Genomic DNA, 24,471 nt, shown 5'->3' on the forward strand with positions numbered 1-24,471 from the left:
TGTCGGCCGTGGCAGCCTGATCACCTTCGGACCCTGCCGAGGACCAGCGCTCATACACCACGTCACGGGACACGACCGCCGAAGGGGCCGCGTGAGCCGACAGAGCGAGAGGCGCGGGCGATCGCAGCGGCACGGGCAGCCCAGGAGAAGAGACCAGCGCCGTTTCGCTACAAGTTGACGCCGGAGACCAAAAGCACGCGGTTCGGTCTCGAACCCCCGCACTCGGACACCAAAGGCCATTCCGCACAGCTCTGCGAGACCTTCGGGACGGCATCATACGAGTTCGCGGCCCACAACTGTAAAGGGCGGACCAATTCCAGGCCGCTGTGGCGGAGTAAAACCAGGCCACGGGCGGCGGGCAGGCTGAACGAGGAAGGGGCCCGATCGGGCGCCTTCCTCGTTCGTCGTGAGCGTGAGGGTTAGGCCGGCACGATCTCGCCCGTCTCGGGATCGTGGGGATCGGTGGTGGCCTGGTTTTGCTCCGCCCCGCTGGCGCGCCCGCGCCGGCTGCGGGAGGATTTGAGTCGGTCGCTGTCGCCGTTCAGGCTCAGGATGCTGACGTGGTGGGTCAACCGGTCGAGCAGTGCACCGGTGAGCCGCTCCAAGCCCAGAACCGAGGTCCAGTCCTCGAACGGCAGGTTCGAGGTCACCACGGTCGAACCGGACAGCTGACCGCCGGAAATTGATACCGCAGCAATGACGCGCAGAGCGCAGCCGTAGTATATCGAGCCAAGCTTCATCATCCTCTCCCTGCCGAATGTATTGCGAAGGGACACACCGAAAGAGAATGACCTAGGTAAGGCCAGATTGATGCGTCAGAACCGCTGCTCCTGACGATCCGGATTCGGCCCGCTCCCATGATAGGATGCCATGCAGGCGTGCCAGATCTGAGATCCGAGATCCCAGAGGCTCAGGCGGTGGGGGTTGGGCGCCGTGAAGACCTGGGAGCGAGCCTGCTCACGACAGGCGGCATCTGCAGGTCCCTGGATGGGCGGCTCGTTGGCGGATGCTACGCCCGTCCCTAAGACCAGGACTGCCGCGAGTAGAACGTTGCGCATGAACGGTGACCTTGCATCGGGGTTGTGGCAAGCAGAAAATCGTTCCAGGCGGCGCGACACGCCAGAGTGTCACGGGCCTGATCCTCAAGTCTCGATAGAGGCGGGATCTCCCAGCCCAGGTATCGCCTCACGATCCGGCTTTCCCTGTTCGGTGCGCAGCTCCTGGACGACGGGTACGACCAGGAGCCTGGACGCCGCCGCAGGACCGGGCACGGCTCCCACGTCCCGGCTGCAAGCGGCGACATCGAAAGGGAAGTCTGGCCACGTCTCCACTGCCGCGGTCCACGTGCCCGTGACGGGGTCGGTAACGACCACGGCATACCGGATGGACGGTGTCTGGCAGAGGACGTCCTCGATTATCACAGTTCAAAGAATGGCTGAAAGGCAAATCGCCCCACCGAATGTCGTCATTAGCATTCGCCAAATGGATTCGATAGAGCGAAGTGAGACCACCAGAAATGATTGCGCGCAATTTATAATGCTTCTTTCCGGATATGCTTCATCGGCATAAAATCGATATTATCGCATTTCCTTGCGCAAGATATTCACCAAACGCCATATTGGGGAGTTGCCAAGCTGTGTGTGAATCGGCTTCATTGTCAGCGACTCGGGAGGATCGGCACCATGCGCCGCGCAGTCGTTCTCTTCGCTGCTTTCCTCGCCCTCACGGCATCAATCTCGGGATCAGCCCAGGCTTTGCCGGTGATGGCCGATCTGGCCACTGCGTCTCCGGTGGAGCTCGCCGCCGGTGGCTGCGGGCCCGGCCGCTGGCGCGGCCCCTGGGGGCACTGCCGCAGCACGCCCTATGTCGGGCCGCTTCCCGGCGGCTGGTACCAGGCGCGCGGCGGCAGCGGCTGCCCTCCGGGTTACTGGCGCGGTCCTTGGGGCCATTGCCGCAACACGCCTTATCATGGGCGCCTGCCGGGCGGCGGCTGGAAGCCGTAGCAAACGCACCGTCCCATCGAGCGGGTCGGCGATGATCGCGCCGCTGGAGCATGCGTAAACGGAGGATGGCGGTGTTCGGTGCATCGAAGCGGACTCCATTCCTCCGCCGCTCGGCCAGGATTGGATTGCAGCGGCTTCGTGACGTCGGGCTGCTCGGGGCGCTTTTGTGGGCCGGTTGCCTGCCCCCTTCGGCGGTGGTCGCGGAGGGGGCACGGCCGCCTCAACGATCCGCGACCGCGCGTTCGGCTCCAGGCACTGTGCTCGACTATCAGCCACTCCCGAACGCGCCTGCAGGCGCATCGGCCTATCGGGTCCTGTATCGCTCGAGCGGCCTGCGCGGCGAGCCGATCGCCGTCTCAGGCGCGATCATCGTCCCGGCCGGGCCGGTCCCGCCCGGAGGCAGGCCCATCGTGGCCTGGGCGCACCCGACCACCGGCGTCGTCGACAAGTGCGCGCCCTCGCTGGCGCGCGTGCTCTATCGCTCGATCCAGGGCCTGCAGGAGATGCTGGCGCGCGGCTACATCGTGGCCGCCACGGACTATCCGGGTCTCGGCACCCCCGGCGTGCACCCCTATCTGGTCGGCCTCAGCGAGGGACGGGCCGTGCTCGACTCGGTGCGGGCGGCGCGCCAGCTCGCGGGGCCCGGCGGCGCCACCAACGCCTTCGCGGTTTGGGGTCACTCCCAGGGCGGTCACGCGGCCCTGTTCACGGGACTGCTCGCCCACAGCTACGCACCGGATCTCGCGCTCGTGGGTGTTGCCGCCGCCGCACCGGCCACCGAACTCGCGACCCTGATGATGGCCGACCTCGATACCTCGGGCGGCAAGAATCTCACCGCGATGACGTTGTGGTCGTGGTCGCAGGTGTTCGGCGCCCCCATGGCGAAGGTGGTCGTGCCATCGGCGCTCCCTGTCATCGAGGAACTCGCCAACGACTGCATCGAGACGATCTTCGACGTGCTGGAGCGGCGTGGCCCGTCGAAGGCGCTCGACCGCGACTTCCTCTCGGTCAACGATCTCGCCGACCGCGAGCCCTGGCGCTCGCTGCTCGCCCGCAACACGCCCGGACCGCTCCCGCCCCGCATTCCGGTTTTCCTGGCGCAAGGCGCCACCGACACCCTCGTGCTGCCGCGCGTCACGCAGGACTACCGCGCGCGCCTGTGCCGGGCCGGCAGCCGGGTCGAGTTCGACCTGGTGCCGGGCGTCGGCCATCTCTCCATCGCCAAGGATGCCGCACCGGCCGCCATCGACTGGATCGGCGACCGCTTCGCCGGTGAGCCGGCGCCGAGCAACTGCGGAGCGCCGTAGCCCCCGGGGTCGCTCCAGCCCCCGGAGTGCAGGGAGGAACCGATGGCGGAGGTCCTCGTGATCGGAGCCGGTCCGGTCGGATTGACGCTCGCCTGTGAGCTGGCACGGCACGGCACGCGCTGCCGGATCATCGATCGTGCGCCGCGGCCTTCGGCCTCTTGCCGCGCCATCGGCGTCACGCCGCGGACCCTGGAGGTCTGGGACGACATGGGTCTCGGGCGCGAGATGATCGATGCCGGCCTCTGGCTGACCGGCCTGCGCTCCATCGTCGACGGCCAGCGGACCGGCGAGGCGATCCGACCCGACGCGGGGCTGCCCTACGCATCGCTCGGACTTCCGCAGTACGAGACCGAGCGCATCCTCGCCCGGCACCTGGCCCGCTTCGGCATTACGGTCGAGCGGGGTTCGGCCCTCACCGCCCTGAGCCAGGACGCCGAGGGCGTCACCGCGCGCATCGAGCGCGAGGGCAAGCCCGCCGAGGACGCTCGTCCGCGCTACGTGGTCGGCTGCGACGGGGCGCACAGCGCGGTCCGCCGGCTGCTCGGCATCGGCTTCGAGGGGGCGGCCTATCCCTGGCCGTTCATGCTCGGCGACGTTCGGATCGATTGGGACGCGCCCTACGGCATGTCCGTGCGCGCCCTTCGACTGGTGGAGGGCGGCCCGCCCGACATGTTCATCGCCATCCCGCTGCCGGAGCCCGGCCGCTACCGCGTCTCGATGCTGGCCGCTCCCCACCTCGTTCCACGCAGCGGTCCGGATCACGGCATCCAGGCCGAGCTCAAGGGGCCCTCGCTCGCCGACCTGCAGGCGGTGGCCGACGACCTCCTGCCGGACAAGGTTCCGCTGTCGGACCTGCGCTGGTCCTCCGTCTACCGCATCAGCATGCGCCTGGCCGACGCCTACCGCCGGGGCCGCGGCTTCATCGCGGGCGACGCCGCCCACATCCACCCGCCGACCGGCGGGCAGGGCATGAACACCGGCATCCAGGACGCCTACAATCTGGCCTGGAAGCTGGCCCTGGTCCTGAAGGGCGCGAGCCCCGACAGCCTCCTCGACAGCTACGAGGCCGAGCGCCGCCCGATCGGGGCGGACGTGGTCGCCCGGACCCGCAGGGCGAGCGAGGGCTACGGCCGCGAGCGCGGTGGTGCGCCTGACCAAGCGGCCGACGCGCAGGTCTCGATCTCCTATCGTGGGACGGGCTGGGTCGTGGATGCGGGGGACGAGCTGGACGGCCCCGCGGCCGGCGACCGTGCTCCTGACGCGAACGGCCTCGTGCGACCGGGACTCGGCTTCCCGCTGCGCCTCTTCGACGTTCTGCGCGGCACGGAGCACGTCCTGCTGGTCCACCTGAACGGCGGCGGCGAGCCTGCGACGCGGCAGGATCTGTCGGACTGGATGCAGGGCTGGCCTCGCCGGGTGCGAGACCACCTGCGCGTCGTCGTCATCGTGCGCAACACGGCTGGCCTCGCGCTTCCCGGCGGCGCGCTTCTCGAAGACTACGAGGGGGCGTTCGCCGAGGCTTACGGAAGTCGGACGATGAGCTACCTCGTCCGACCCGACGGTCATCTCGGCTGGCGCGGCGGCTCGTGGCGGGACCCTGGCTTCCAGGACCATCTCCGGCGACTGTTTCCGATAACCCAGGCCAGCGTCAGGCCGGGCGCGGAAGGGCTTGCCGGGTCCCCGGCCGAAAGGAGCACGGGCGCGGGCGAGGCACGGGAGCCCCCGACCCGCAGCGACCGCGCACCGCGGAAGGAACTCGGATGACCGACATTCTCGTCGTCGGCGCCGGGCCGGTGGGCCTGACCATGGCCGCCGAACTGGCGCGCTACGGGGTCCGCGTGCGCCTCGTCGACCGTGCCCCGCACGCGACCGAAACGTCGAAGGCCCTCGTTCTCTGGTCGCGCACGCTCGAACTCATGGATCGGATGGGCTGCACACGATCCTTCCTGGATGCGGGGCTGCGCGCACCCGGTGCCTCGATCCGCAGCGGTGGCAAGGTTCTCGGCAATCCGCGCTTCGAGGACATCGCGAGCGCCTACAACTTCGCCCTGATGATTCCGCAGCGGGACACCGAGCGCCTGCTCACCGCGCATCTGCGCTCCTTGGGCGTCATGGTCGAGCGGCAGGTGGACCTCACCGGCTTCATGGAGGCGCCGGACGGCATCGAGGCCCACCTGAGACACGCCGACGGGCGCGAGGAGACGATCCGAACGCCGTGGCTGATCGGCTGCGACGGTGCCCACAGCACGGTCCGGCATGGGCTCGGCCTCGCGTTCGAGGGGTCGGCCCAGGGCGACGACTGGCTGCTCGCCGACGTGCGCCTCGACGGTTCGGGCGCCTCGCCGCCCGACGAGATCGCGACCTACCTGCACCGAGACGGCCCCTTCGTGATCTTCCCGATTCCCGGCAGACGCGCCCGCGTCATCGCCACGGTCGGCCGTACGGATGCGATGCACCCGCGGCCCGATCCCACCCTCGGCGACGTCCAGGCACTCATCGATCGGCGCGCTGGCGGCGGCTTCCGCGCATCCGATCCGGTGTGGCTGACGCACTTCCGCATCAACGAGGGCAAGGTGACCGAGTACCGTCACGGGCGCGTCTTCCTCGCCGGAGACGCGGCGCACATCCACAGCCCCGCCGGCGGCCAGGGCATGAACACCGGCATGCAGGACGCGGTGAACCTCGCCTGGAAGCTGGCGATGGTGGTGCGCGGGCAGGCCCACCCGTCCTTGCTCGACAGCTACAGCCCCGAGCGGAGCGCCGTCGGCGACATGATGCCGCGCAACGCCGGCCGCCTCACCGACATGGCGACGCTGTCGAACCCCGCAGCGCAGGCCGCGCGCAATCTCGCCCTGCGCTTCCTGCTCGGCCTTGATGCCGTCCGCAACCGGATGGCGGCGCAGATGAGCGAAATCGAGGTCGCCTATGCCGACAGCCCGCTGTCGCGAGGGCCCAACTCCGGTGCACGCTGGGATCCGGAGGCCTATGCAGGCGCCCCTCCGGGCGTGGGAGGCGAACCGCGCTTCCTTCTCTACGCCGCCGACGCAGCGCGCGGGACCGCGCTGACCAAGCGGTTTCCCGGCCTCCTCGAACCGATACCCCGGCCTCCAACCGACATGCGCGCAGCTTCGCAGTGCGCGGATCGGATGTTGCCAGGCTACGCACAAGTTCGCGGCGTCCAAGGCACGGCCGCAAGTCGTCCGGCACCCGCCGCCGGAAATGGTAGGTCGCCATGCGTAGGACGACGTTGAAAAGGGCAGCCACTGCGCTCCTTCGCCGCTTTTCAGACGGCTTGTGTAGCAGCGAAGTGTAGCAACAGGCTCGCTCCGCAGGACGGCTGGGCGAGAAGCTAAGTGATCTGAATGACTTAAGCTAAAAGTTGGCTGGGGCGCCAGGATACTCAGCCAGCGCCAAGAGCCTCGCTAAGTTGTTGATGCTGCTCGTATTACCTCTGCGACTCGGCTCCTTCGTGTACCACTATCCTGCCTCACAGCAATAGCCCAGACGACGGATGTAAATTAGCGAGCGTCGCAACGCCTGCAATCCATCGGTCTCTCGGCCGCCGGCGAAGCTCGCTCGCGAAGGCCCTGGCCGTGAAGATGCACGGGTGCCAGGTCATGATTGCCGCGGAAGTCCGGAGTAGGTCGAGAGCTTCGAGCATGCGTGCCGCACGCTCGACGACGGCTGACCTTGCCCCCTTGTTTGACCTTGCCCCCTGGCCTGCCCCCAATCTGAAGCTAGGGTCCGTCAATGAGGAAACGGACGATGAAGAAGAGCCGATTCAGCGAAGAGCAGATCATCGGCATCCTGAAGGAACAACAGGCCGGGCTACCGGTGGCTGAGATCTGCCGCCGCCACGGCATCAGCGACGTGACATTCTACACGTGGCGCTCGCGCTTCGGCGGCATGGAGGTCTCGGACGCGCGTCGCCTGAAGGCGCTCGACGAGGAGAACCGCAAGCTCAAGAAGTTCCTGGCCGAGGCGATGCTCGACGTGGCGACGCTGCGTGAGGCGCTGGGATAAAACTTTTGACGCCCGGCGCACGGAGAACAGCCGTGAAATGGGCCATCAAGGAGAAGGGTTATTCGCAGCGTCGTGCCTGCGGGCTGATCGGCTTGGAGCCGAAGACGTACCGCTACGCCTCGACCTGCGGTGGCAATGCGGCTGTGCGGGTACGCCTGCGCAGCCTGGCCGGCGAGCGCCGCCGGTTCGGCTATGGGCGTTTGCTGAATTAGCTGCGCCGGGAGGGCCATACGCTCAACCACAAGACGCTCTCCCGGCTCTACCGGGAGGAGCGGCTGTCGGTGCGCAGGCGGGGTGGGCGCAAACGAGCCCTTGGCACGCGGGCACCGGCCGCCGTGCCGCAGGAGCCGAACCAGCGCTGGAGCCTCGACTTCGTCTCCGACACGCTCGACGACGGGCGGCGCTTCCGCAGCCAAGGGGAACCAGTACCACCCGCGCTGTCATGCGCGGTTCGTGGAACTAGATGGTGCAACGACGCCGCCGGACTTGCCACCAGCAATGGCTGGGTTGAAATTGATCAGAGGCGGCAAAGCCTGATTGAGGCCTGGCTGCACGTCAAATAGGTGGGGCATGGTTCTGAAAATCCCGCAGCCTCCATCCCTGAAAGAATTCCTCGAGGCCAGCAACCTCGAAGTCGCAAAGGAGCCGCCTTGGGTGCATTCCGCAAGTGCCGGGCGCATCTGGGATTTCGTTAACGCAGGAAAGATAATCGCCTTCCCCTGCAATGTTTTTACAGGCGAAAACCTCTGCTATTTCTTCGTTGGGCGACCAGCATATAAGCGGGACGATATTACAAACCCAGGAGACTGGGAGTTGCCCATGGCATTTGTTATGCGCTTCCCAAAGCCCCCTAAAATCAAGCGCATCTTCCCTTTCGACAGCGGCGCGTTTGCAAACAAAAGATTCCCCACATACATCACAATGTTCAAAATCAATCGCTTTGACATATCTGGCGATCAGCGGAACATCGGGCGACTCATATCCCTGGTTTACCGTACACCGACACAGTACTTCGAGCGGAGACCCAGCGGGCATGAGGAAATCAAGCGGGAACACGATCTACTGCCTCGTCATCAGGAAATCCTGGCGGTTTCAAAGCTCGCGCTGGAGAATGCGTCTCATCAGATGGATGATCGTGCAGCTGCAATAGAGGTATCGGTAGAGGAAGACATAACGCTGCTGCAGGAGCACTTGGTTGGGATTGTGATGCCGGAGGAATACGAACGGGAAAAGGAGCTATGGGCTCACCTAAAAAGCCTCACGCCGAACCTCGAAACGTACAGGATATTGCCCAGCTCCCTACACGGATATTATGCCCGAGTGTCTGATTGCGTTGACCGGATCTATAAAAAGGCCGGCATACAGCTATGACCGAAGAGCAAAAAGTCCATCGGCTTATTGGTGCCATCAAGCTGACCCCGGTAGCTGATTGCATCGGCCTGCCGGTCATGAAAACCGCCCGCAGCAACGCTGTCTACGTCCCGGAAATGGATGTGGAGCTGGCGATTACAGACTTCCTTACTTTCGTCAATGAAGGCCAGTACCATATTGAGTTCAACATCCCCCGCGAAGAGGCCTTGCGCTCTTACAAGGTCGGCGACCCAGCTCCTATTCCCTACTGGGTCGAGGGCGCCTGCCATGTGATTGGCGGGGATTCTGAAGCGAGCGATATTTCAATTAAACACCCGGCGCACGATCATCATGACGTGCTTCTTACCCTGAGAGGTGCGTTGAATGACGCTCGCACCGGCGTGTTCAAACGTGAACAGCAAGAATGGGTCGCCAGGGATATCGCAAATCAGTTTACAGACGTGTTTTTTGAAGAACCTGTCTACTCGCTATATTGGGTAAATCGGTTCGCTCAGGCAATCGAACATGCAGCGCGCTTAGTAAACGCACCTCATCTCGTCTATCAAAAATTACGTGCACTAGGTCTAGAGTGGATTAGGAAATTTGCTACAAAAACTGACCTGCGCCGGTTTAACCGGGTGATCTCATGCCTCGTCGCTAACAGAGCGCTGTCAATCAAGCGGGCGCAAGGCCTGTATTTCGCGTTCCTTATGCACAAACTCGAATCGCGGTCTTACAAAAAGATCGAAGCCGATCTAGTCCGCAGCAATGAGTTCGCAGCCCTTTTTCCTTACGGTCTGTATATATTTTACCGGGATAACAATTGGCCGGAGGTTAATTTCGCCTACGAGAAGCCCTATCATATCTTTGATCCATTTTATAAGGCGCTACAAAAGGCAGAAGCAGACAATAATTTCGAGCATGTGGAATGGATGTCCTACGCATATTTTTTCAAATCAGATGCGCCTCGGGAGATCGCTGATGCAGTGGTGCCATTGCTAGAAAACAGCAAGGATGAGTATGTCAACGAGAAAAGGTGGTTCTTGAATGAAGGCTACCAAGCCGATGACCGGGTTCACTTGTTGAAGCTATACAAAAACATGATGCACCTTGACGGCGTACTTAGGGGCAATGTGCGTCTTTCCGGAGACTTTTCAAACAGAAGGTTTGACGTTGACCATAGATTTGTGGTCGACCTCTTCGGCGGCGGTGACTGGATACCATTATAAGCATTAGGATCAGCGGAATTGCCCCTGGATGTGGCGCAATATCATACGCTGCCGTCTCCGATCCGCCTGTCATTGTGGCTCCGAAGGTTTTGCGATCGATTTTGGCAGGGCATTACGAGAGACACATAACATTAAGGTTAAGAACCAGTCGGACACCGCTTAGGTCGATTGGATCTTGCCTTTATGGACGCGCGCACCAGATAGTGTGGCAGAGCAGATAAGATATCCGCTCGACGTAGGTGTAAGGTACGGTGTTCGCCCTTTTCCCGGAGGGCGGCCGCCGGCGCGGTTCCCGCCGCGCCAGCGACCTGACCATCAGCGTCTCACTGTGCTAGCAGGAGACAGCATATGGCTAAGGCCATTTACGGCGGACCCGTGTCCGCGTGCAACACCATCCTGACCATGCCGACCGGATCGGCGTCCCTTCTTCCGGACACCGTCTCGCACCCGCTGATCACGCCCTATGTGCAGATCGCCCTGCTAGCGGCCTTGAACGGGACGGGCGGATCCAGCCTCGGTGATCTCGCCGACGCCATCCCTGCACATCCCCAGCCGATCTCGGCCGTGCTCGCCCTCGTCGACGCTGGTCTTCTCGGCATCGACCTCGTCTCCGCCTTCGACGCCTCCTGCCGCGTCTGGCGCAATCCTCCCGCGCGTCACTGATCCCCCGATCATCCAGCGGCTTCTGACAGTCCGCAGCACGTCATCCGTGCTTCGTCCGGCCTGCGCCACGATGCGCCCGGCCGAGGCCGGATAACGCGCGCAACCCGACGCCGCGCGTCGCTCTCACCCTGTCCGTCTACGTGATCGCACCGGCCGCGCATCCGCGGCGGTGCGGGAGATCCCCCATGCCTTTCCTGCTCGCCCGGCTCCTTCACCTCTTCCGTCTCGCGATCGCCATCGGCTTCCCCGTTCCCGGCACCAGCCTCCGGGTCGCAGGTGACAGCCTTACCGACCTGCAGGTAATCGCCGCCGACTGGGCCGACCTGCCCCGTGTCCAGGCATGGCTCGCCGAGCGCCGCTACGGCGGTGTCTACATCCTCGTCGGCCGTAGCAATGGCCGCACCCGGGCCAGGGTCGGCGAGGGCGTCAAGCTCTGGACGCGGCTCGGAGATCACAAGGCGGACCCGCAGCTCGACTTCGTCGAGGAAGTCTACGTCCTTGTCTCTCCCATCTTTCATAAGGGCGCTACTGTCTATCTTCAGGAGCAAATCTCCCAGATCGTGCAGGCCGAGCCCCGGCTCGACTTCCATAAGGGTTGCGGCCCACTGGCAGGCTTTCCCCTCGGCGAGGCGGACCGCAAGTCGCTCGACCTCGCCGTTCTGCTCGGTCTGAACCTGCTCCATGCCGCCGGGCTGCGCGTGCTGCAGCCGGGCCAGAGCCGGCTCGCCCAGCAGGTCGCCGCCCTGCTGGCGGAGGCGGCGTGATGGCCGGCAACACGATTACGGCGATGGAAACGGTCCCCGCAGACCCTTCCGTCATCGCGACCGCAGCGATGGCGCGCATCCCGATGCTCGGCGACCTGCAGGTCGACGCCGCCGACATCCGGAACCTGCACCTTGCCGTCGATGCCGGCTTCATCATCGGGCCCCGCGACAGCTGCGCCGGTCCCGTCCTTCTCATTGAGATCCCGCTCATCCCGAACGAGGAGAACAGGTCGTGAGCACCGACGAGAACACGCGATCCGCCCCGGCGGACGCCGTCCCGACGCGCTCCGGCGACGTGGACGTGAGCAACCGGCCTAACACGAACCAGGCTGGCAGCGGGCGCGAGGTTGCCGTCGAGACTGAGTTCGATTCCGATCCGGCGATCTCGGACCTGCTCGACCTCGGTGAGCCCGGTGACGGTTCGGCTGGTACCACCGATGCTTCCGGCGGCCGCTCCGGCTGGCAGAACTGGCGCGGCGTGCGCCAGTTCGACGGCCTTGGTCAGCCAATTGAGCTGCTGGTCGAGATTGCCCTCGACGCTCCGCTGTCCTCACGCGTTCGTCGCGCTCTGCACCAATCCGAATCTATCGTCGTACTGATCAACGTGCCGAGCGCGGCGTGGGTGAAGCCGGTCGACGAGGCGATCCGGCGCGCCAGCGGACATCGGGCGGCGTGCCTGTTGTTGACTAGGCAACCGCGCGTCTCAATCAGCACCGATCCCGACACAGAGGCGGCAAACCTCGTTGCCCGCGGTCGCCCTGTGGTTGCGATCACCCCGGACCCGACCTGGGTCGCGCCGCTGCTGTCCGCTGCCGCCGATCACGTCATCACCGTGCCGCCGCTCAATGCGGCGCAGGTCGGATTGGCCGTGCGCATGTGGTGCGGGCGCCGGACGCGGATGGTGCTGGCACCGGACAATCTCGCAGGTCTCGACCTGTCCGACGTGGCGGCAGCCCTGAGGTCCGGTTCGACTCCTGCCGCTTGCCTGAATCGGATCCGCCGGGCGAGCCAGGCCCGGGTTGGCACGGCGGAGGGCGAGGCGGTCACCCCCCTTGATCAGCTGACTGGTTACGGCGGGGCTCATGCCTGGGCAATCCGCACTGTGGCCGCAATCGCCCAGGTGCGCCGGCGTGAGATGCCGGCATCCGCATTGGAAGGGGTCGTGCTGTTCGGGCCGCCAGGCACCGGCAAGACGACGCTGGCGAGAGCGCTCGCCCAGGCCTCAGGCGTGGTTTGCGTCGAGACAAGCGTTGGTCGGTGGTTCGCCGAGAGCCCGGGCTATCTCGATAGCATCATCAAGCAGATCGCACAGCTCTGCGATCGACTCGAATATTCAGCCAAGCAAGATGGCTGCGCCATCGGCTTTTTCGATGAGCTTGATGCACTGCCGAGCCGCTCTCGATTGGACGATCGCAACGCCGCGTGGTGGGGTACTATCATTTCGTACTGTCTCATCCGCTTCGAGACCTTGCGCAAGGCGGGCGTCGTCTTGATCGGTGCGACCAACCATATCGACAGGATCGATGCGGCGCTGCTGCGGCCCGGGCGCTTCGACCGACAGTTCCTCATCGCAGCCCCCGACGAGGCCGGGCGCCTCGGCATCCTGCGCGTTCATCTCGGCGACGACCTCGCCGAGGCCGACCTGACCTCCGCCGCACGCCTGTCGCACGGCATGACCGGTGCGGTGCTGGCCGGATGCGTGCGCGCCGCACGGAACCGGGCTCAGGCGGCCGGCAGGCCGATGCAACCCCACGATCTGCTCGCGGAGATTGCCCCTGCCGACGCGCGCTCACCCGCCCAGCTGCGGGCCGTCGCCCTCCATGAAGCAGGACATGCCCTGCTCGCCCACCGTCTCGGCATCACTGTCGTGCAGGTTACGACGAGGGAGGGACCGAACCATTGTGGGGCAACGGTGCTGCGCCTGTCCGATCCGATGCCGGACCGCGCCGCACTTGAGCGCCGCGTGATCGGTCTGCTGGGCGGGCGTGCCGCGGACGCGGTGCTTGGCAGCGGCGCTACGGCCGGGGCAAGCGAGGATCTGCGCGAGGCAACCCGCCTGCTGGCCGCAGTTCACGCGAGCCTCGGGCTCGGCGACACGCTGAGGGCGGTCGTCAGCCAGGAACACGCCGCGGTACTGCTGCGTGAGGACGCGGCACTGGCCCAAGTGGTCGAGGCGGACCTTCGCCGCCTGCAGAGCATGGCCGAGGCCCTCGTGCGCGCCGACCACTCCGCGATCCTGGCGCTGGTCGAGGCTCTTCTCACCCACCGCGTCCTCACCGGCGACGAGGTTGCGGAAATCGCAGCTAGGCACCGCCCCCGCCTCCGCGTCCGAGCTGGCTGTCGGCCCGCTGCTCCACGGCACATCGGATTGGTCCTCCCCGATCGATCCAGTCTCACCACGGCCCGGTGAGCCGAGATCAGCCGCCAGCGATCGACGGGAGCAGTCTGACGCCAATCCCGATTCGAGATGTCATCCCAACGCGAGAGAGGACTTGGATATGAGCCACGCCGAACTGGAGCGACACCTATCCCTTGGAGAGGCCGAGCGCCTGGAGAGCGCGCTGATGGCTTTCGACCGGCTCATCGCCGGCACGCCGCCCAACCCTGCCGAGCTTGCCGGCGCGCCCGTGCTGAATGCATGGCACCGCACGCAGGTGCCGATCCTCGAGCCGGCCCTGGTCGGTTGGGTCGAGAGTCATCCGCAGCTGCCTGGATCTCGTCGCGTCGTCACCTCGAGGCTTCTGGTGCTCGACGAGACCGCAGGATGGGCGAGAACAGTGAGCCGGCTGTACCGGCTCATGGCACCCAGCACCTGCGGCAAGTCCTGAACGTCCCCTCTTGGACAGACCCGAAACCGGATGTGCAGACGTTCGAATCGGGCACCCCGTAGATCTTCCCTTACCTTTTATCAAAGCCTCTGGAGCATGTCCGTGCCTGAGACCGTATTGGTATTCGATCTGGAAACGGTGCCCGATCTCGCAGCTGTGGCGCGGGTGCACGGCCTCGATCCCGACGACACGGACGGCGCACGCGCCAAACTCGGCGGCGGTTTTCCAAAGCTGATCTATCACGCCATCGTATGCATCGGCGCGTTAATCGCTGAGCGCATGGACGAGGCGTGGCAGGTGCGGGCATTGGGTGCGCCGCACATCGGCGAGCGTTCCGAAGCCCAGCTCATCATCGACTTCGCCGCGCGACTCGATCAGTTGCGACCGCAACTCGTAAGCTTCAACGGCCACGGTTTTGACTTGCCGGTGATCCGCTACCGCGCCCTCGTTCACGGCATCGCCGCGCCCGGTTTGACAGCCCGGCCGTATTACAGGCGCTACGATGAGGCCGGGCTCGACCTGTGCGATGTCCTGGCGAACCATGACGCCCGGGGCCGGATTGGCCTCGACGCACTGTGCCGTGCGATGGGCCTGCAGGGGAAGCCTGAAGGACTCGATGGCGGCGGCGTCGCCGAGCTCGTTGCCCAGGGGCGCCTGCAAGACGTCGCGGCTTACTGTCAGGCCGACCTGATCGCGACTTACAGAATTTTCCTCGCCTATGAGCACTTGCGCGGGAAGCTGTCCCCCGTCGGATACAATCGCAGCATTGCCGACCTCGACGCCTTCCGGGCGCGGACGGGGGCCACGTACCGCGATGCGATCACAGCTTTCCCGGTTGAAGCGCCGACACCGTCCCACGCCGCCTGATTGCGAACGCTCACGCCGCCCCGGCCGGTGATACTTCCGGACGCCAAGAAGGAGTCCTGCAACATGCTGTCGAATGCAGATATCGCCACGGGCCGGCGCATCGGCAGACATAGAACCGGCTATGCTGCCTTAGGATTGAGGGGGAAGTAGCCTACGTGCCCACGTGGTCGACGCGGAACGCGCAAAACGCGCAAAACGTCCGAAACCCATCGAGCGTCGACCTAGGATCCACCGGCAGTCATGCCGATGCTGCCGACCATGCCTTCCGCGCAGCGGAGAGGAAGGCAGGATGGGCTTGGTAATCCGCTCGCGTCCGACCCGTGCGGTTGCGTCGGGGCGCCTCTGCGATGCAACCAAGCCGCAGGAGCCGATCGACCGCCTTCTCCCAAGCTGCACGGTCGCGATAGCAGGGCGCGCGCCGCGCTTCGCGCAGTTCCCGCACGTTGAAGTCGAAGCCCTCGACCGCGCGCGCGATGAAGATTGCGATGGCGCGCAGATCCGCATCCGGATCCGGCCGGGCCTGGGCCGCGTCGAGCGCCCGCTCCGCGCTCGGTAGGTAATTCTCGTCCAGCAGGCGGATTGCCGAGCGCACGTACGCATCGCCGACCGAGGGCGGGAGGCCGGCCTTGTCCGCGAGCGCATGGTCGAGGATCGCCAGCACGAAGGCGAGCCGTAGCGCCTGGGTCGTCGCCCGGTTGTAGGTCGAAGCCAGCATGCCGGTCGTCTCGCTGGCCTCCGCCGCCCAGCGCCGTGAAGCCGGTCCGACGGCCCGCCATGCGTGCTCGGTGATAAGGACCGGATGTCCCCCGAAGGCACTGGGGGATGCCGGTAGCGCGTAAGCCTGGCGCAGCACCCCCTCGAACCGCTTCGTCGCGGGCGCGCTGCGCGAGGGCAGATCGGTGTCACGCACGATCTGCGGGTACGTGACGAGACTGCGCGCGAACAGCCCGTCATCCTCATGGCCCACGACATGCTTGAGCTTGTCCGGCTGCACGCCTCCGCACAGGCTGAGCAGCAACGCCGGCAGGATCTGCGCACCGTTAGCCCGCTCGCGCACGTAAGGGTCGCCGTCGTAGCCCTGCAAGAGCGCGGCTCGCCCTTCGTCCGAGCGCAGGGTAGCGCCGCGCAGGAGGCCGATCACGTCGGCCTGGGCGAGCAGCAGGCCACGGGGCTGCGCCTGCAGCTTATCGAGGATGCCCGACAGCGTCGTGCTGGTGCAGGTGATGAGCCCTGGCGGCGGCGCGGCCGCTTCCGGCAGGCGATAGGAGGAGAAGTCGACCTCGTCTTGATCGAGGCCCTCCCGGATCTTGCGCCGCGTCCGGCGCAGCTGCTCGGCCCGGACCATCTGTGCCACGGCTTCCCGGTTGGGATCGGGGACAGTCTGGCGGAGCGCACCGAGGCCGATCTCGGTGAGCACGTTGACGGTCTGACGCATAGATACTGATTTTCCGCTGCCGGAAGCACCAACCAGCAGCGCCCACATGGCGCTGGGCTCGCGCCACTCTGCATTGATCTGGAGATGGGCGCTCGTACCGACGGCGGCCGCAAGCGTGGCAAGGACGCTCGTGACGAGGAAGGCCGGGTGGGTACGCTGGCCCTGGGCCATGCCGGCGATCAGGTCGCGGACACCCGCGGGCAACGCGTCGAGGGGAAAGGATGGTACGGGCCGCATCGCGGTGTCGAGGAAGCCGAGGTCCGGGCCCGTGTCCTCCCCGGCCTTACCCTCCGGCGTCACGGTCGCGAGGATGGTTCGGGTGACGGGGCGAACGACGGATGAGATCGGCGGCAGATGATGACCGGGCGGCGTAGCCTCCGTCAGGCGGACACCCGCTTCGGTCTCGACGACGGGGCACGCGGGGTTGATCGTATCGGAATCGAACGGTGCGGACATGCGACATCTGCCTCATGCGAGGGTGGGGGCGAGGCACACCGTCGTATGCATCACCGAATAATCAGCCGATGTCGGGAGCTTGACCGATGGAGATACAGTGCATCAAGCAACACTTTGTGGGATATTTGCCCCCACACGAAAAAACTTTGCCGCTCGCTTTCTCCGAGAGGGGCCATCCGCGGCGGGAACCTCGCAGTTGAAAGCCATCTCGGGGTCGGGCGGATTGCCGGTTCCGCAGCACACCGTCTGCGTGATGCGCGCGGACGGCGGGCCGCTGTGTTCCGACACGTTCAGTGCCCGTAGGGTTTGCCGAGGTCATCGCACAGGCTCGCGACTTCATCCTGCAGCGAGGAGTACGCGGCGCTCAGTTCGGCGATCCGGTCTCGATCGTCCGCTCGTGCCTCCGCCAGCGTACGCAGCCGCTGCTTCGCTTCCGCAAGCACTGTCAGGAAATCCTGCCGCACCTCGGCTTCAACCACCTCACGCAGCCGCGCGCGCGCTGCATCGTAGGTCTGCTCCAGCGCGGTCCGACGCCGAGCTGCGTCCCGCTCGGCCAAGTAGAGCGTGCGCTGCAAGCGGGTGCGCTTGGGGCCGAGGCGGGCATGGCCGAAGCCACGGCTGACGCGTACGTGGTAGTCGTCCTGCAACGCGCGCATCGCCGCGAGGTAGTCGGCCCGCTGTTCGGTCTTGCCCTTCCGCTCGGCTTCGGCCCGCCTGAGCGCAGCCCGACCCGGATGAATCGCCTCCCAGTCCAAGCAATTCGTCGGGGTGAGCGAGGGTACCGCATAGGCATGCAGGTGGCAGTAGTCCTCGTCCCGGTGCTCGACAACACTGAGAAGCGTGTCGCCGAACCGGCTCCGGCACCAAGCCAGCGCCGCGTCCCGCCACGCGCCGTAGCAATCCGCCGCGTCGGGAGCATTCCGATCTTCGACGAGGGTTCGAGGGACAGGATAGGAAAGCACGGCAGCCATCAGGACGGCGCCATCGCGGCGCAAGCGCCGGCCTTTGGTATCACGAGCCTGTGCGGCACGTTCGGTTGCGAGGATGCCGACGTCGAGCGGCGAGACGCCGAACAGCAGCGTGGGCGCAGTGGGGTATGGCACGTGACGGGCGGCACCGGCGGCACGCGCGCCTTCCCGGGTGATGCCGTCGACCGTGGCCCATTCGGGGGCGCCCTTACGTGGTGCGACGCCGTACAGGCTGATGTGGAGAAACTGGGATTGCGTAGACATGAAACACCTCCACGCGTCATTCTCGACACAAACTCGAATTCCACCATAGGGGGTTGGGGCAGAAGACGGCCGAACTCTGGAAGGCCACACAAACGAGGGGGTCGAAGCGACATCCTAGTCGGTCTCTAGGATGTGACTGGGATATGGGCTAGAAGCTGGCTTGAATGTCGGTGACCTTGCCCCCTGTTTGCCCCCGTTCATAACCAGAGTCCGTTCTGGTTCTGGCCCCTACGGCCGTGAAACACCGCCTCGCCCCGGCTCCCTTCACAGGGATGCACGGGTGTGGTCTCCTGGCGCATCTTCGGCTGACGGTGACAAGCTCGGGCATCGCGATCGATGCGGGGAATGCCGGCCTACCGTCCCTTGACCGTGCCTGCCAGGGCAGGAACAAACGCTAAACTCAGAGGCAGGTGGCGCAGCGCGTTGGTCGCCAGCAAGGGATGTGGTTTCAACTCGACGCCGATGCGCAAGATCATCCACATCGACATGGACGCGTTCTACGCCTCCGTCGAGCAGCGTGATGACCCGAGCTTGCGGGATCAGCCGCTCGCGGTCGGTGGCTCGCGCGAGCGCGGTGTTGTGATGGCGGCGAGCTACGAGGCAAGGCGCTTCGGCGTGCGCTCGGCCATGCCGTCGGCCACCGCGCGCCGGCTCTGTCCCGACCTCGTGTTCGTGCGCCCGCGCTTCGACGCCTACAAGGCCGTCTCGGCCGAGATTCGTGCCGTGTTCGAGGAGCACACGCCTCTCATCGAGCCAGTGGCGCTCGACGAGGCGTACCTTGACGTTACCGAAAACCTGAAGGGCCTGCCGACCGCGACCGAGGTGGCGAAGGACATCCGCGCCACGATCCTTGCCCGAACCGGTCTCGTTGCCTCAGCGGGCGTATCCTACAACAAGTTCCTGGCCAAGGTTGCCTCCGACCACAGGAAGCCGGACGCGCTGTTCGTCATCACACCGGCGATGGGGCCGGGCTTCGTCGAGGCCCTGCCCATCGGCCAGTTTCGCGGCGTCGGACCGGCGACCGAAGCGAAAATGCGTCGCCTGGGCATCCAGACCGGTGCCGACCTGAAGGCGCGCTCGCTCGACGAACTGCGAGCGGCCTTCGGCAGCGCGGGTGACTACTATCACTCAGTGGCGCGGGGCATCGACGAGCGGCTGGTGCGGGCACACCGCGAGCGCAAATCGATCGGCGCGGAAACAACGTTCTCGCAGGACACGAGCGAGTATGCGGTGCTGGCCGAACGTTTGCAGCCATGCATTGACAAGGTGTGGGCGGTGGCGACCGCGAAGGCAGTGGTAGCCCGCACCGTGACGCTGAAGCTGAAGTTCTCGGACTTTGCCCAGATCACCCGGGCGCGCTCGCTGCCGGTCGCGCTGGCCGACCGCGCGACGCTGGAGGGGGTCAGCCTTAGCCTGCTGCGAGAGGCGTTTCCCTTGCGCCGGAGCGTGCGGCTGATCGGTGCGGCGCTCTCGTCGCTGCAGGCGCCGTCCGCTGATGACGATGCACGGCAGCTCGATCTTTCCTTGTGACGGAGGTCGGACGTTCAACGCGCCAGCGGCGAGACGGGGCTTGTATGGTCCGTCGCGGACCTGACTTCAGGAACAAGGCAGGGGCGAACTCCTGACCCAAAGGAGGCCCTGGCGACGTCCGCTCCCAGGCAGTCTGATGAACGGCACGAACGACTAACAGCCATAAGTGGACCGTCCACTCGCCGGCAGTTCAGCCTTGAGAGCGGACGGATGATTTGCAGAGTGACCATTGCGGACACCGCTACTTCGTCGCCGGACACCGTGCGGTGAGCTTATTCCCGTCGGGATCACGCAAATAGGCGGCGAATGACCCGTTCGGGCGCTCACCGGGTGTGCCCTCGATCGCGGTGCCGCCATGGGTGGTGCCGGCCTGGTGCCAGGCGAGAACCTGGTCGCGGTCCGCCGCGACGATGCCGATCGTCCCGCCGTTGGCGGCGGTCGCCGGATTGCCGTCGATCGGCTTCGTGATCATCAGCCGACCACCGTCGTGAGCGTAGATCAACCTGCCTCTAGCATCCATCCCGCCGGGCTTGCCTCCCAACGCGGCGAAGGTGGCGTCGTAGAAGTTTCTGGACCGCTCAAGGTCGTTGCTGCCGATCATGACGTGAGTGAACATGCTTCCTCTCCAGTTGGGGCTCATGAGGGCAGCTGACCCTGATAACGCCAAAGAGCGACTAATTACGCTATACTGATCGACGTCCACACCTACCTGAAAATTTTTATAATTGTCATTGCACTTGATCTTGGGCGAGAATTGGACGATCGAGCAATCATCCAAAAGTGAATGCATAGGCTTTTACATCCGGATCTTGGAAATATATCTCGAAGATTCGCTCCGCAACAGGCCCGGACTGTCGAATCAGCTGGTAGAGCCGCGTCTCTGTTACGATTCCATCACCGTTTGGTGTAATGTCGGTTCCGTGATCTGCCCCCGGTGGCTGTCCAGCGAGTGTCACTCGGAAGCGAACTGATCGTTTGTTCTCTCCTGGACCGAGGATCAAATGAAGGTCGCGTGCACGAAATCGGTAGGTGATCCCGCCGCCTTCACGATCGAGATGGACGGCGTCCGGCTTGAACGACCAGTTGCCCAGAAGCGACCATTCGTTCAGCTTCGGCTTGGCAGGCGAGTAGCTCTGGGGATTGCGAGAGAGTCCCTCGGGCGAGACAAAGCCCGCAGTCTTGTCCGAGCCGAGATAGGTCTCGCTTGAGCGAATTTGTCCCAGATCGGCAGGTAGCTCCGCACCGTTAAATCGCGGAACAGTGACGCTCGACTCAGCCGTACGCTGTCTTGCCGCCTCGGCTAGGAGGTCCTGGATGGCGGCCTCTGACTGCTTCTCGCCGCCTTCGCCGAACTGATGGTGGCGGATCCGCCCATCTGCGTCGACGATGTAGAGGGCGGGCCAGTAGGTGTTGCGCAATGCGCGCCAGATCCGGAAATCGTTGTCGACGGCGACAGGGTACGGCAGCGCGAAGCGACGCACGGCACTCCGCACGTTGTCGATGTCGCGCTCGAAGGCAAATTCAGGCGCGTGAACGCCAATTACCGTCAGCCCCTGGTCGCGGTAGCGCGCCTCCCAGGCTCGTATGTAGGGCAGGGTCCGGATGCAGTTGATGCAGGAATAGGTCCAGACATGGACGAGCAGAACCTTGCCTCGGATCTGCTCGTTGGTCGGCGGTCCACCATTGAGCCAGTGCGAGGCACCGTCGAGGCTCGGCAAGTGCCCTTCGACCGGTAGGCTACTATGATAGGGGCCGGTCGCCAGCGCGGCCGGGACGGGATCGAGGTGTAGCGCCGCCACGAGAGCGGCCTCGAGCCGCGTGGCGTGCCGCGAGGACAGCGGCGTGAGAAGGTCCGCGTCGAGCCCAAGGGCGACTGCGGCGACCGCGGCGAACATCGCAGCCCCACCGATCCGGCGCACCTGCTCCGAGAGCGCGAGGCCGCCGCGTAGGCGTGCGTAGAGCGACCCGCCGGCTGCGACGGCCGCGGCCAGGGACGCCGCGGCGCCTGCTGCGTAGGCGACGAGGAGACCCGTGGTCTCGGGACCCGGGCCGCTCAGGACCGCCCCGGTGAGCACAAGGCCCAGGATGGGTCCGGCGCAGGGCGTCCAGAGCAGGCCGGTGGCCGCGCCAAGGCACAGAGAACTCACGACGCCGGTGGAGCTACGCCTTTCGACGCGGTGGGTGAGAAACTGTCCAAGCCGCACCAGGGGCGCGGTGATCGTCCCCGCGACGCGGCGCGATATCAGGGCAACCGCGAAGACGCCGAGCAGGGCGAGCGCGGCGACGTGGGCGGCCGCGCTCAGACGCACGACCCAGCCGCCGCCGACGGCCGCGAGAGACGCAGCGGCCGCGAAGGCCGCGACCAAACCGGTCAGAAATGGCAGCGTGCTCGACACGAAGGGCCGATCGGCCCGAGCGAGAACGAACGGAAGCACGGGGAGGATGCAGGGACTGACGATGGTCAACGCACCGGCACAGAAGGCGGCAAGGTACAAGGTCATGGCGGCTCGCTCGGGTGCCCTGTTGGCACTCACCGCTTCACCAGCCTTCCATCTCCGCTGTGTGTGCAGATCTGCCGTTCTTGTATCGCCCTGTAGGGAGCCGGTCGCTGAGGATCGCGACGATGCCCCTAAAGCTCAGCGCGCCGGCCTCGCCGCGCCGCTACACTGCGTTACGAAGATCGGCTCGCCCGCACGCCACTATCGCGCTATCGGAGGACGCACGCCGAGGGCTGAATGTGGATCACATCGATCATGTCCTGATCGTCGACGACGACCGGGAAATTCGCGACCTGCTGTCGACCTACCTCAGGAAGAACGGCCTCCGGGTGACGCTCGCGGCGGACGGGCGGCAGATGCGCGCGTTCCTCGATGCCGACCGGGTCGACCTCGTCGTGCTCGACATCATGATGCCGGGCGATGACGGCCTCGTCCTGTGCCGGGAGCTGCGCGCGGGCAGGCACAAGGCTACTCCAGTCCTGATGCTGACCGCGCGCAGCGACGAGACGGACCGGATCGTCGGACTGGAAATGGGCGCCGACGACTATCTCGTGAAACCCTTCGCGGCCCGGGAACTCCTCGCCCGGATCAAGGCCGTGCTCCGCCGTACCCGGATGCTGCCCCCTAACCTTCAGGTGACCGAGGCGGGGCGGCTTCTCGCCTTCGGAGCGTGGCAGCTCGACACCACGACCCGCCACCTGATCGATGCGACGGGAACGGTCGTCCCCCTCAGCGGCGCGGAGTACCGGCTGCTGCGCGTGCTGCTCGATCACTCGCAACGGGTCCTGTCGCGCGACCAACTACTCAACCTGACCCAGGGCCGTGAGGCCGAGCTGTTCGACCGGTCCATCGACCTGCTCGTCAGCCGCCTGCGGCAGCGGCTCAAGGACGATGCCCGCGAGCCTGCCTACATCAAGACGGTGCGCAGCGAGGGCTATGTCTTTGCCATGCCCATCACCATCGCGCAGGCCCGCGTGGGATGAAGGCGCCCCGTCCGGTTTGGCCGAGCAGCCTGCGGAGCCGCCTCTTCCTGATCTTGCTCGCGGGCCTCCTCACCGCCCAGCTCCTCTCCTTCGCCATCATGAACGTGGAGCGAGACCAGACCGCGCGCACCGTCATGCTCACGACGCTTCAGCGCGACGTCGCCGTCGCGGTGGCGCTACTCGATCGCCTGCCTGCTGCCGAGCGGCCCGACTGGCTCCCGCTCCTCGACCGGCCGACCTATCGCTTCGTGCTCGGCCCCGGCTCACCGGGCTCGGCTGCGCTCTCGTCCCGCCTGACGATGATCGCTGACGAGATCCGCGCTGCCCTGGAACCGCGTTTCCTTGTCCGGTTCGACGCGGTGCCGGGGACGCCGGAGCGGCTCCAGGGCCACGTCGCCCTCGGCGACGGCGCGGCGCTCACCATCGCGGTCGAGCCGGCGTTGCGGCCCGTGGCGTCGTGGCTGCCGGTGGCCCTGGCCGTGCAGGTGCTCGTGCTCATCGGCTGCGCCTGGATCGCCGTTCGGCTCGTTGTCCGGCCGCTGACCCGCTTCGCTCGGACCGCCGACACGCTGGAGCCCGGCCGGCCGGCCACGCCCTTCGCGGAGACAGGGCCCGATGAGGTCGCGCGCGCCGCCCGGGCCCTCAACGCCATGCAGGAGCGCGTGTCCCGTCACCTCGACGAGCGCGTCCGCATCCTCGCGGCGATCTCCCACGATCTCCAGACCCCGATCACCCGGATGCGGCTGCGCGTGGAGACAGGCACCGAGGGTGCCGAGCAGGACCGGCTCCTCGCAGATCTAGAGGCGATCGAGGCCCTCGTCCGAGAAGGAATCGACTACGCCCGCAGCGTGCACGGCGCGGTCGAGCCGCCGACGCGCCTCGATCTCCGCGCCTTCGTCGAGAGCATCATCTTCGACTACCAGGATACCGGGCGCGACGTCGCGGTCTCCGCCCTGCCGGAGGTCACGGTCACGACACGCCCGCAAGCCCTGCGGCGGATCCTGACCAACCTGATCGACAACGCAATCAGATATGCCGGCCGAGCGGAGCTCGCCCTGCGAGTCGCTGACGGCCGGATCAGCATCGCGGTCCGGGATCGCGGACCTGGCATCCCCGCGGATCAGCTCGACGCCGTCCTGCTCCCCTTCGTACGGCTGGAGGCCTCGCGCAGCCGCGAGACCGGCGGTACGGGCCTCGGCCTCGCGATCGCCGAGCAGCTCACCTCTGCGATCGGCGGGCGGCTCACGCTTAGAAACCGCGCCGGCGGCGGCCTGGAGGCCGCCGTCACCCTGTCCTGACGCCG

Annotated in this window: 18 protein-coding genes and 4 pseudogenes; 16 read left to right on the forward strand and 6 right to left on the reverse strand. The window is 65.8% G+C overall.

Annotated features, from left to right (window positions below; all coding sequences use genetic code 11):
- Positions 1-419: 419 nt before the first annotated feature.
- A pseudogene (locus LW587_RS18380) lies at positions 420-662 on the reverse strand (ATP-binding protein); the annotation flags it as partial.
- A gap of 1,020 nt (positions 663-1,682) precedes the next feature.
- On the opposite strand from LW587_RS18380, the gene LW587_RS18385 reads away from it, so the two are divergent.
- From LW587_RS18385 to LW587_RS18400, 4 genes and pseudogenes are all read left to right on the forward strand, one after another.
- Entirely contained in the window at positions 1,683-2,003 is a 321-nt protein-coding gene (locus tag LW587_RS18385) for a GCG_CRPN prefix-to-repeats domain-containing protein (protein WP_232631046.1), read from the forward strand.
- Positions 2,004-2,413: 410 nt separating this feature from the next.
- Complete coding sequence (locus LW587_RS18390; protein WP_232631047.1) at positions 2,414-3,310, forward strand: alpha/beta fold hydrolase; 897 nt, start codon at positions 2,414-2,416, stop codon at positions 3,308-3,310.
- Between the two features lie 42 nt (positions 3,311-3,352).
- Positions 3,353-5,074, forward strand: a complete 1,722-nt coding sequence (locus LW587_RS24160) for an FAD-dependent monooxygenase (protein WP_332839845.1) — start codon at positions 3,353-3,355, stop codon at positions 5,072-5,074.
- Positions 5,032-6,414, forward strand: a pseudogene (locus LW587_RS18400) (FAD-dependent oxidoreductase); the annotation flags it as partial. The gene LW587_RS24160 and the pseudogene LW587_RS18400, both read left to right, overlap by 43 nt.
- 58 nt (positions 6,415-6,472) lie before the next feature.
- Here the strand turns inward: LW587_RS18400 and LW587_RS24165 are convergent.
- Positions 6,473-6,544: pseudogene (locus LW587_RS24165) on the reverse strand (DUF6538 domain-containing protein); the annotation flags it as partial.
- A 531-nt stretch (positions 6,545-7,075) separates the two neighbouring features.
- Here LW587_RS24165 and LW587_RS18405 point away from each other — a divergent pair.
- The 9 genes and pseudogenes from LW587_RS18405 to LW587_RS18445 all read left to right on the forward strand — a co-directional run.
- Positions 7,076-7,743, forward strand: a pseudogene (locus tag LW587_RS18405) (transposase); the annotation flags it as partial.
- Between the two features lie 160 nt (positions 7,744-7,903).
- Entirely contained in the window at positions 7,904-8,704 is an 801-nt protein-coding gene (locus tag LW587_RS18410; protein ID WP_232631049.1) for a hypothetical protein, read from the forward strand.
- Positions 8,701-9,912, forward strand: a complete 1,212-nt coding sequence (locus LW587_RS18415) for a hypothetical protein (RefSeq protein WP_232631050.1) — start codon at positions 8,701-8,703, stop codon at positions 9,910-9,912. Before LW587_RS18410 ends, LW587_RS18415 begins: the two co-directional genes overlap by 4 nt.
- A gap of 348 nt (positions 9,913-10,260) precedes the next feature.
- Positions 10,261-10,575: a hypothetical protein gene (locus tag LW587_RS18420; protein WP_183574163.1), complete on the forward strand. Its 315-nt coding sequence runs from the start codon at positions 10,261-10,263 to the stop codon at positions 10,573-10,575.
- A 185-nt stretch (positions 10,576-10,760) separates the two neighbouring features.
- Positions 10,761-11,339 carry a hypothetical protein gene (locus LW587_RS18425; protein WP_232631051.1) on the forward strand — a complete coding sequence of 193 codons (579 nt, stop codon included), beginning with the start codon at positions 10,761-10,763 and terminating at the stop codon, positions 11,337-11,339.
- Positions 11,339-11,575 (forward strand): hypothetical protein, encoded by a 237-nt coding sequence (locus tag LW587_RS18430; RefSeq protein ID WP_183574159.1) that lies wholly within the window; start codon positions 11,339-11,341, stop codon positions 11,573-11,575. The genes LW587_RS18425 and LW587_RS18430 overlap by 1 nt, the downstream gene beginning before the upstream one ends.
- Positions 11,572-13,749, forward strand: coding sequence for an AAA family ATPase (locus LW587_RS18435; protein WP_232631052.1), 2,178 nt, complete (start codon positions 11,572-11,574; stop codon positions 13,747-13,749). The genes LW587_RS18430 and LW587_RS18435 overlap by 4 nt, the downstream gene beginning before the upstream one ends.
- An 88-nt stretch (positions 13,750-13,837) precedes the next feature.
- Positions 13,838-14,167, forward strand: coding sequence for a DUF6634 family protein (locus tag LW587_RS18440; protein WP_183574155.1), 330 nt, complete (start codon positions 13,838-13,840; stop codon positions 14,165-14,167).
- A 102-nt stretch (positions 14,168-14,269) separates the two neighbouring features.
- Positions 14,270-15,034 (forward strand): 3'-5' exonuclease, encoded by a 765-nt coding sequence (locus tag LW587_RS18445; RefSeq protein WP_232631053.1) that lies wholly within the window; start codon positions 14,270-14,272, stop codon positions 15,032-15,034.
- A 238-nt stretch (positions 15,035-15,272) separates the two neighbouring features.
- On the opposite strand, the gene LW587_RS18450 is transcribed toward LW587_RS18445, so the two are convergent.
- Both LW587_RS18450 and LW587_RS18455 read right to left on the reverse strand, forming a co-directional pair.
- Complete coding sequence (locus LW587_RS18450) at positions 15,273-16,925, reverse strand: DUF3987 domain-containing protein (RefSeq protein WP_232631054.1); 1,653 nt, start codon at positions 16,923-16,925, stop codon at positions 15,273-15,275.
- A gap of 290 nt (positions 16,926-17,215) precedes the next feature.
- Positions 17,216-18,157 carry a hypothetical protein gene (locus LW587_RS18455; protein ID WP_232631055.1) on the reverse strand — a complete coding sequence of 314 codons (942 nt, stop codon included), beginning with the start codon at positions 18,155-18,157 and terminating at the stop codon, positions 17,216-17,218.
- A 462-nt stretch (positions 18,158-18,619) separates the two neighbouring features.
- Here LW587_RS18455 and dinB point away from each other — a divergent pair, with 462 nt between their 5' ends.
- Positions 18,620-19,687 carry a DNA polymerase IV gene (gene dinB, locus LW587_RS18460; protein WP_232631056.1) on the forward strand — a complete coding sequence of 356 codons (1,068 nt, stop codon included), beginning with the start codon at positions 18,620-18,622 and terminating at the stop codon, positions 19,685-19,687.
- A 241-nt stretch (positions 19,688-19,928) separates the two neighbouring features.
- Here dinB and LW587_RS18465 read toward each other — a convergent pair whose 3' ends face one another.
- Both LW587_RS18465 and LW587_RS18470 read right to left on the reverse strand, forming a co-directional pair.
- Positions 19,929-20,303: a VOC family protein gene (locus LW587_RS18465; protein ID WP_232631057.1), complete on the reverse strand. Its 375-nt coding sequence runs from the start codon at positions 20,301-20,303 to the stop codon at positions 19,929-19,931.
- Between the two features lie 154 nt (positions 20,304-20,457).
- A complete protein-coding gene (locus LW587_RS18470) occupies positions 20,458-22,188 on the reverse strand; it encodes a cytochrome c biogenesis protein DipZ (RefSeq protein ID WP_232631058.1) in 1,731 nt (576 codons plus the stop codon).
- Between the two features lie 236 nt (positions 22,189-22,424).
- Between LW587_RS18470 and LW587_RS18475 the strand changes: the two genes are divergently transcribed.
- Positions 22,425-23,168, forward strand: coding sequence for a response regulator (locus LW587_RS18475; protein ID WP_232631059.1), 744 nt, complete (start codon positions 22,425-22,427; stop codon positions 23,166-23,168).
- Positions 23,165-24,466, forward strand: a complete 1,302-nt coding sequence (locus LW587_RS18480) for a HAMP domain-containing sensor histidine kinase (protein ID WP_232631060.1) — start codon at positions 23,165-23,167, stop codon at positions 24,464-24,466. The genes LW587_RS18475 and LW587_RS18480 overlap by 4 nt, the downstream gene beginning before the upstream one ends.
- The last annotated feature ends 5 nt before the right edge of the window (positions 24,467-24,471 follow it).

The organism is Methylobacterium sp. Leaf118 (genome assembly GCF_920984675.1).
GTDB lineage: Bacteria > Pseudomonadota > Alphaproteobacteria > Rhizobiales > Beijerinckiaceae > Methylobacterium.

Excerpts from the sequence above, each read along its gene's own strand:
- LW587_RS18470 (WP_232631058.1), bottom strand. The coding sequence starts at position 22,188 with ATGACCTTGTACCTTGCCGCCTTCTGTGCCGGTGCGTTGACCATCGTC.
- LW587_RS18450 (WP_232631054.1), bottom strand. The coding sequence starts at position 16,925 with ATGTCCGCACCGTTCGATTCCGATACGATCAACCCCGCGTGCCCCGTC.
- LW587_RS18420 (WP_183574163.1), top strand. The coding sequence starts at position 10,261 with ATGGCTAAGGCCATTTACGGCGGACCCGTGTCCGCGTGCAACACCATC.
- LW587_RS18455 (WP_232631055.1), bottom strand. The coding sequence starts at position 18,157 with ATGTCTACGCAATCCCAGTTTCTCCACATCAGCCTGTACGGCGTCGCA.
- LW587_RS18415 (WP_232631050.1), top strand. The coding sequence starts at position 8,701 with ATGACCGAAGAGCAAAAAGTCCATCGGCTTATTGGTGCCATCAAGCTG.
- LW587_RS18385 (WP_232631046.1), top strand. The coding sequence starts at position 1,683 with ATGCGCCGCGCAGTCGTTCTCTTCGCTGCTTTCCTCGCCCTCACGGCA.
- dinB (WP_232631056.1), top strand. The coding sequence starts at position 18,620 with ATGCGCAAGATCATCCACATCGACATGGACGCGTTCTACGCCTCCGTC.
- LW587_RS18440 (WP_183574155.1), top strand. The coding sequence starts at position 13,838 with ATGAGCCACGCCGAACTGGAGCGACACCTATCCCTTGGAGAGGCCGAG.
- LW587_RS18465 (WP_232631057.1), bottom strand. The coding sequence starts at position 20,303 with ATGTTCACTCACGTCATGATCGGCAGCAACGACCTTGAGCGGTCCAGA.
- LW587_RS18480 (WP_232631060.1), top strand. The coding sequence starts at position 23,165 with ATGAAGGCGCCCCGTCCGGTTTGGCCGAGCAGCCTGCGGAGCCGCCTC.
- LW587_RS24160 (WP_332839845.1), top strand. The coding sequence starts at position 3,353 with ATGGCGGAGGTCCTCGTGATCGGAGCCGGTCCGGTCGGATTGACGCTC.
- LW587_RS18410 (WP_232631049.1), top strand. The coding sequence starts at position 7,904 with ATGGTTCTGAAAATCCCGCAGCCTCCATCCCTGAAAGAATTCCTCGAG.
- LW587_RS18425 (WP_232631051.1), top strand. The coding sequence starts at position 10,761 with ATGCCTTTCCTGCTCGCCCGGCTCCTTCACCTCTTCCGTCTCGCGATC.
- LW587_RS18430 (WP_183574159.1), top strand. The coding sequence starts at position 11,339 with ATGGCCGGCAACACGATTACGGCGATGGAAACGGTCCCCGCAGACCCT.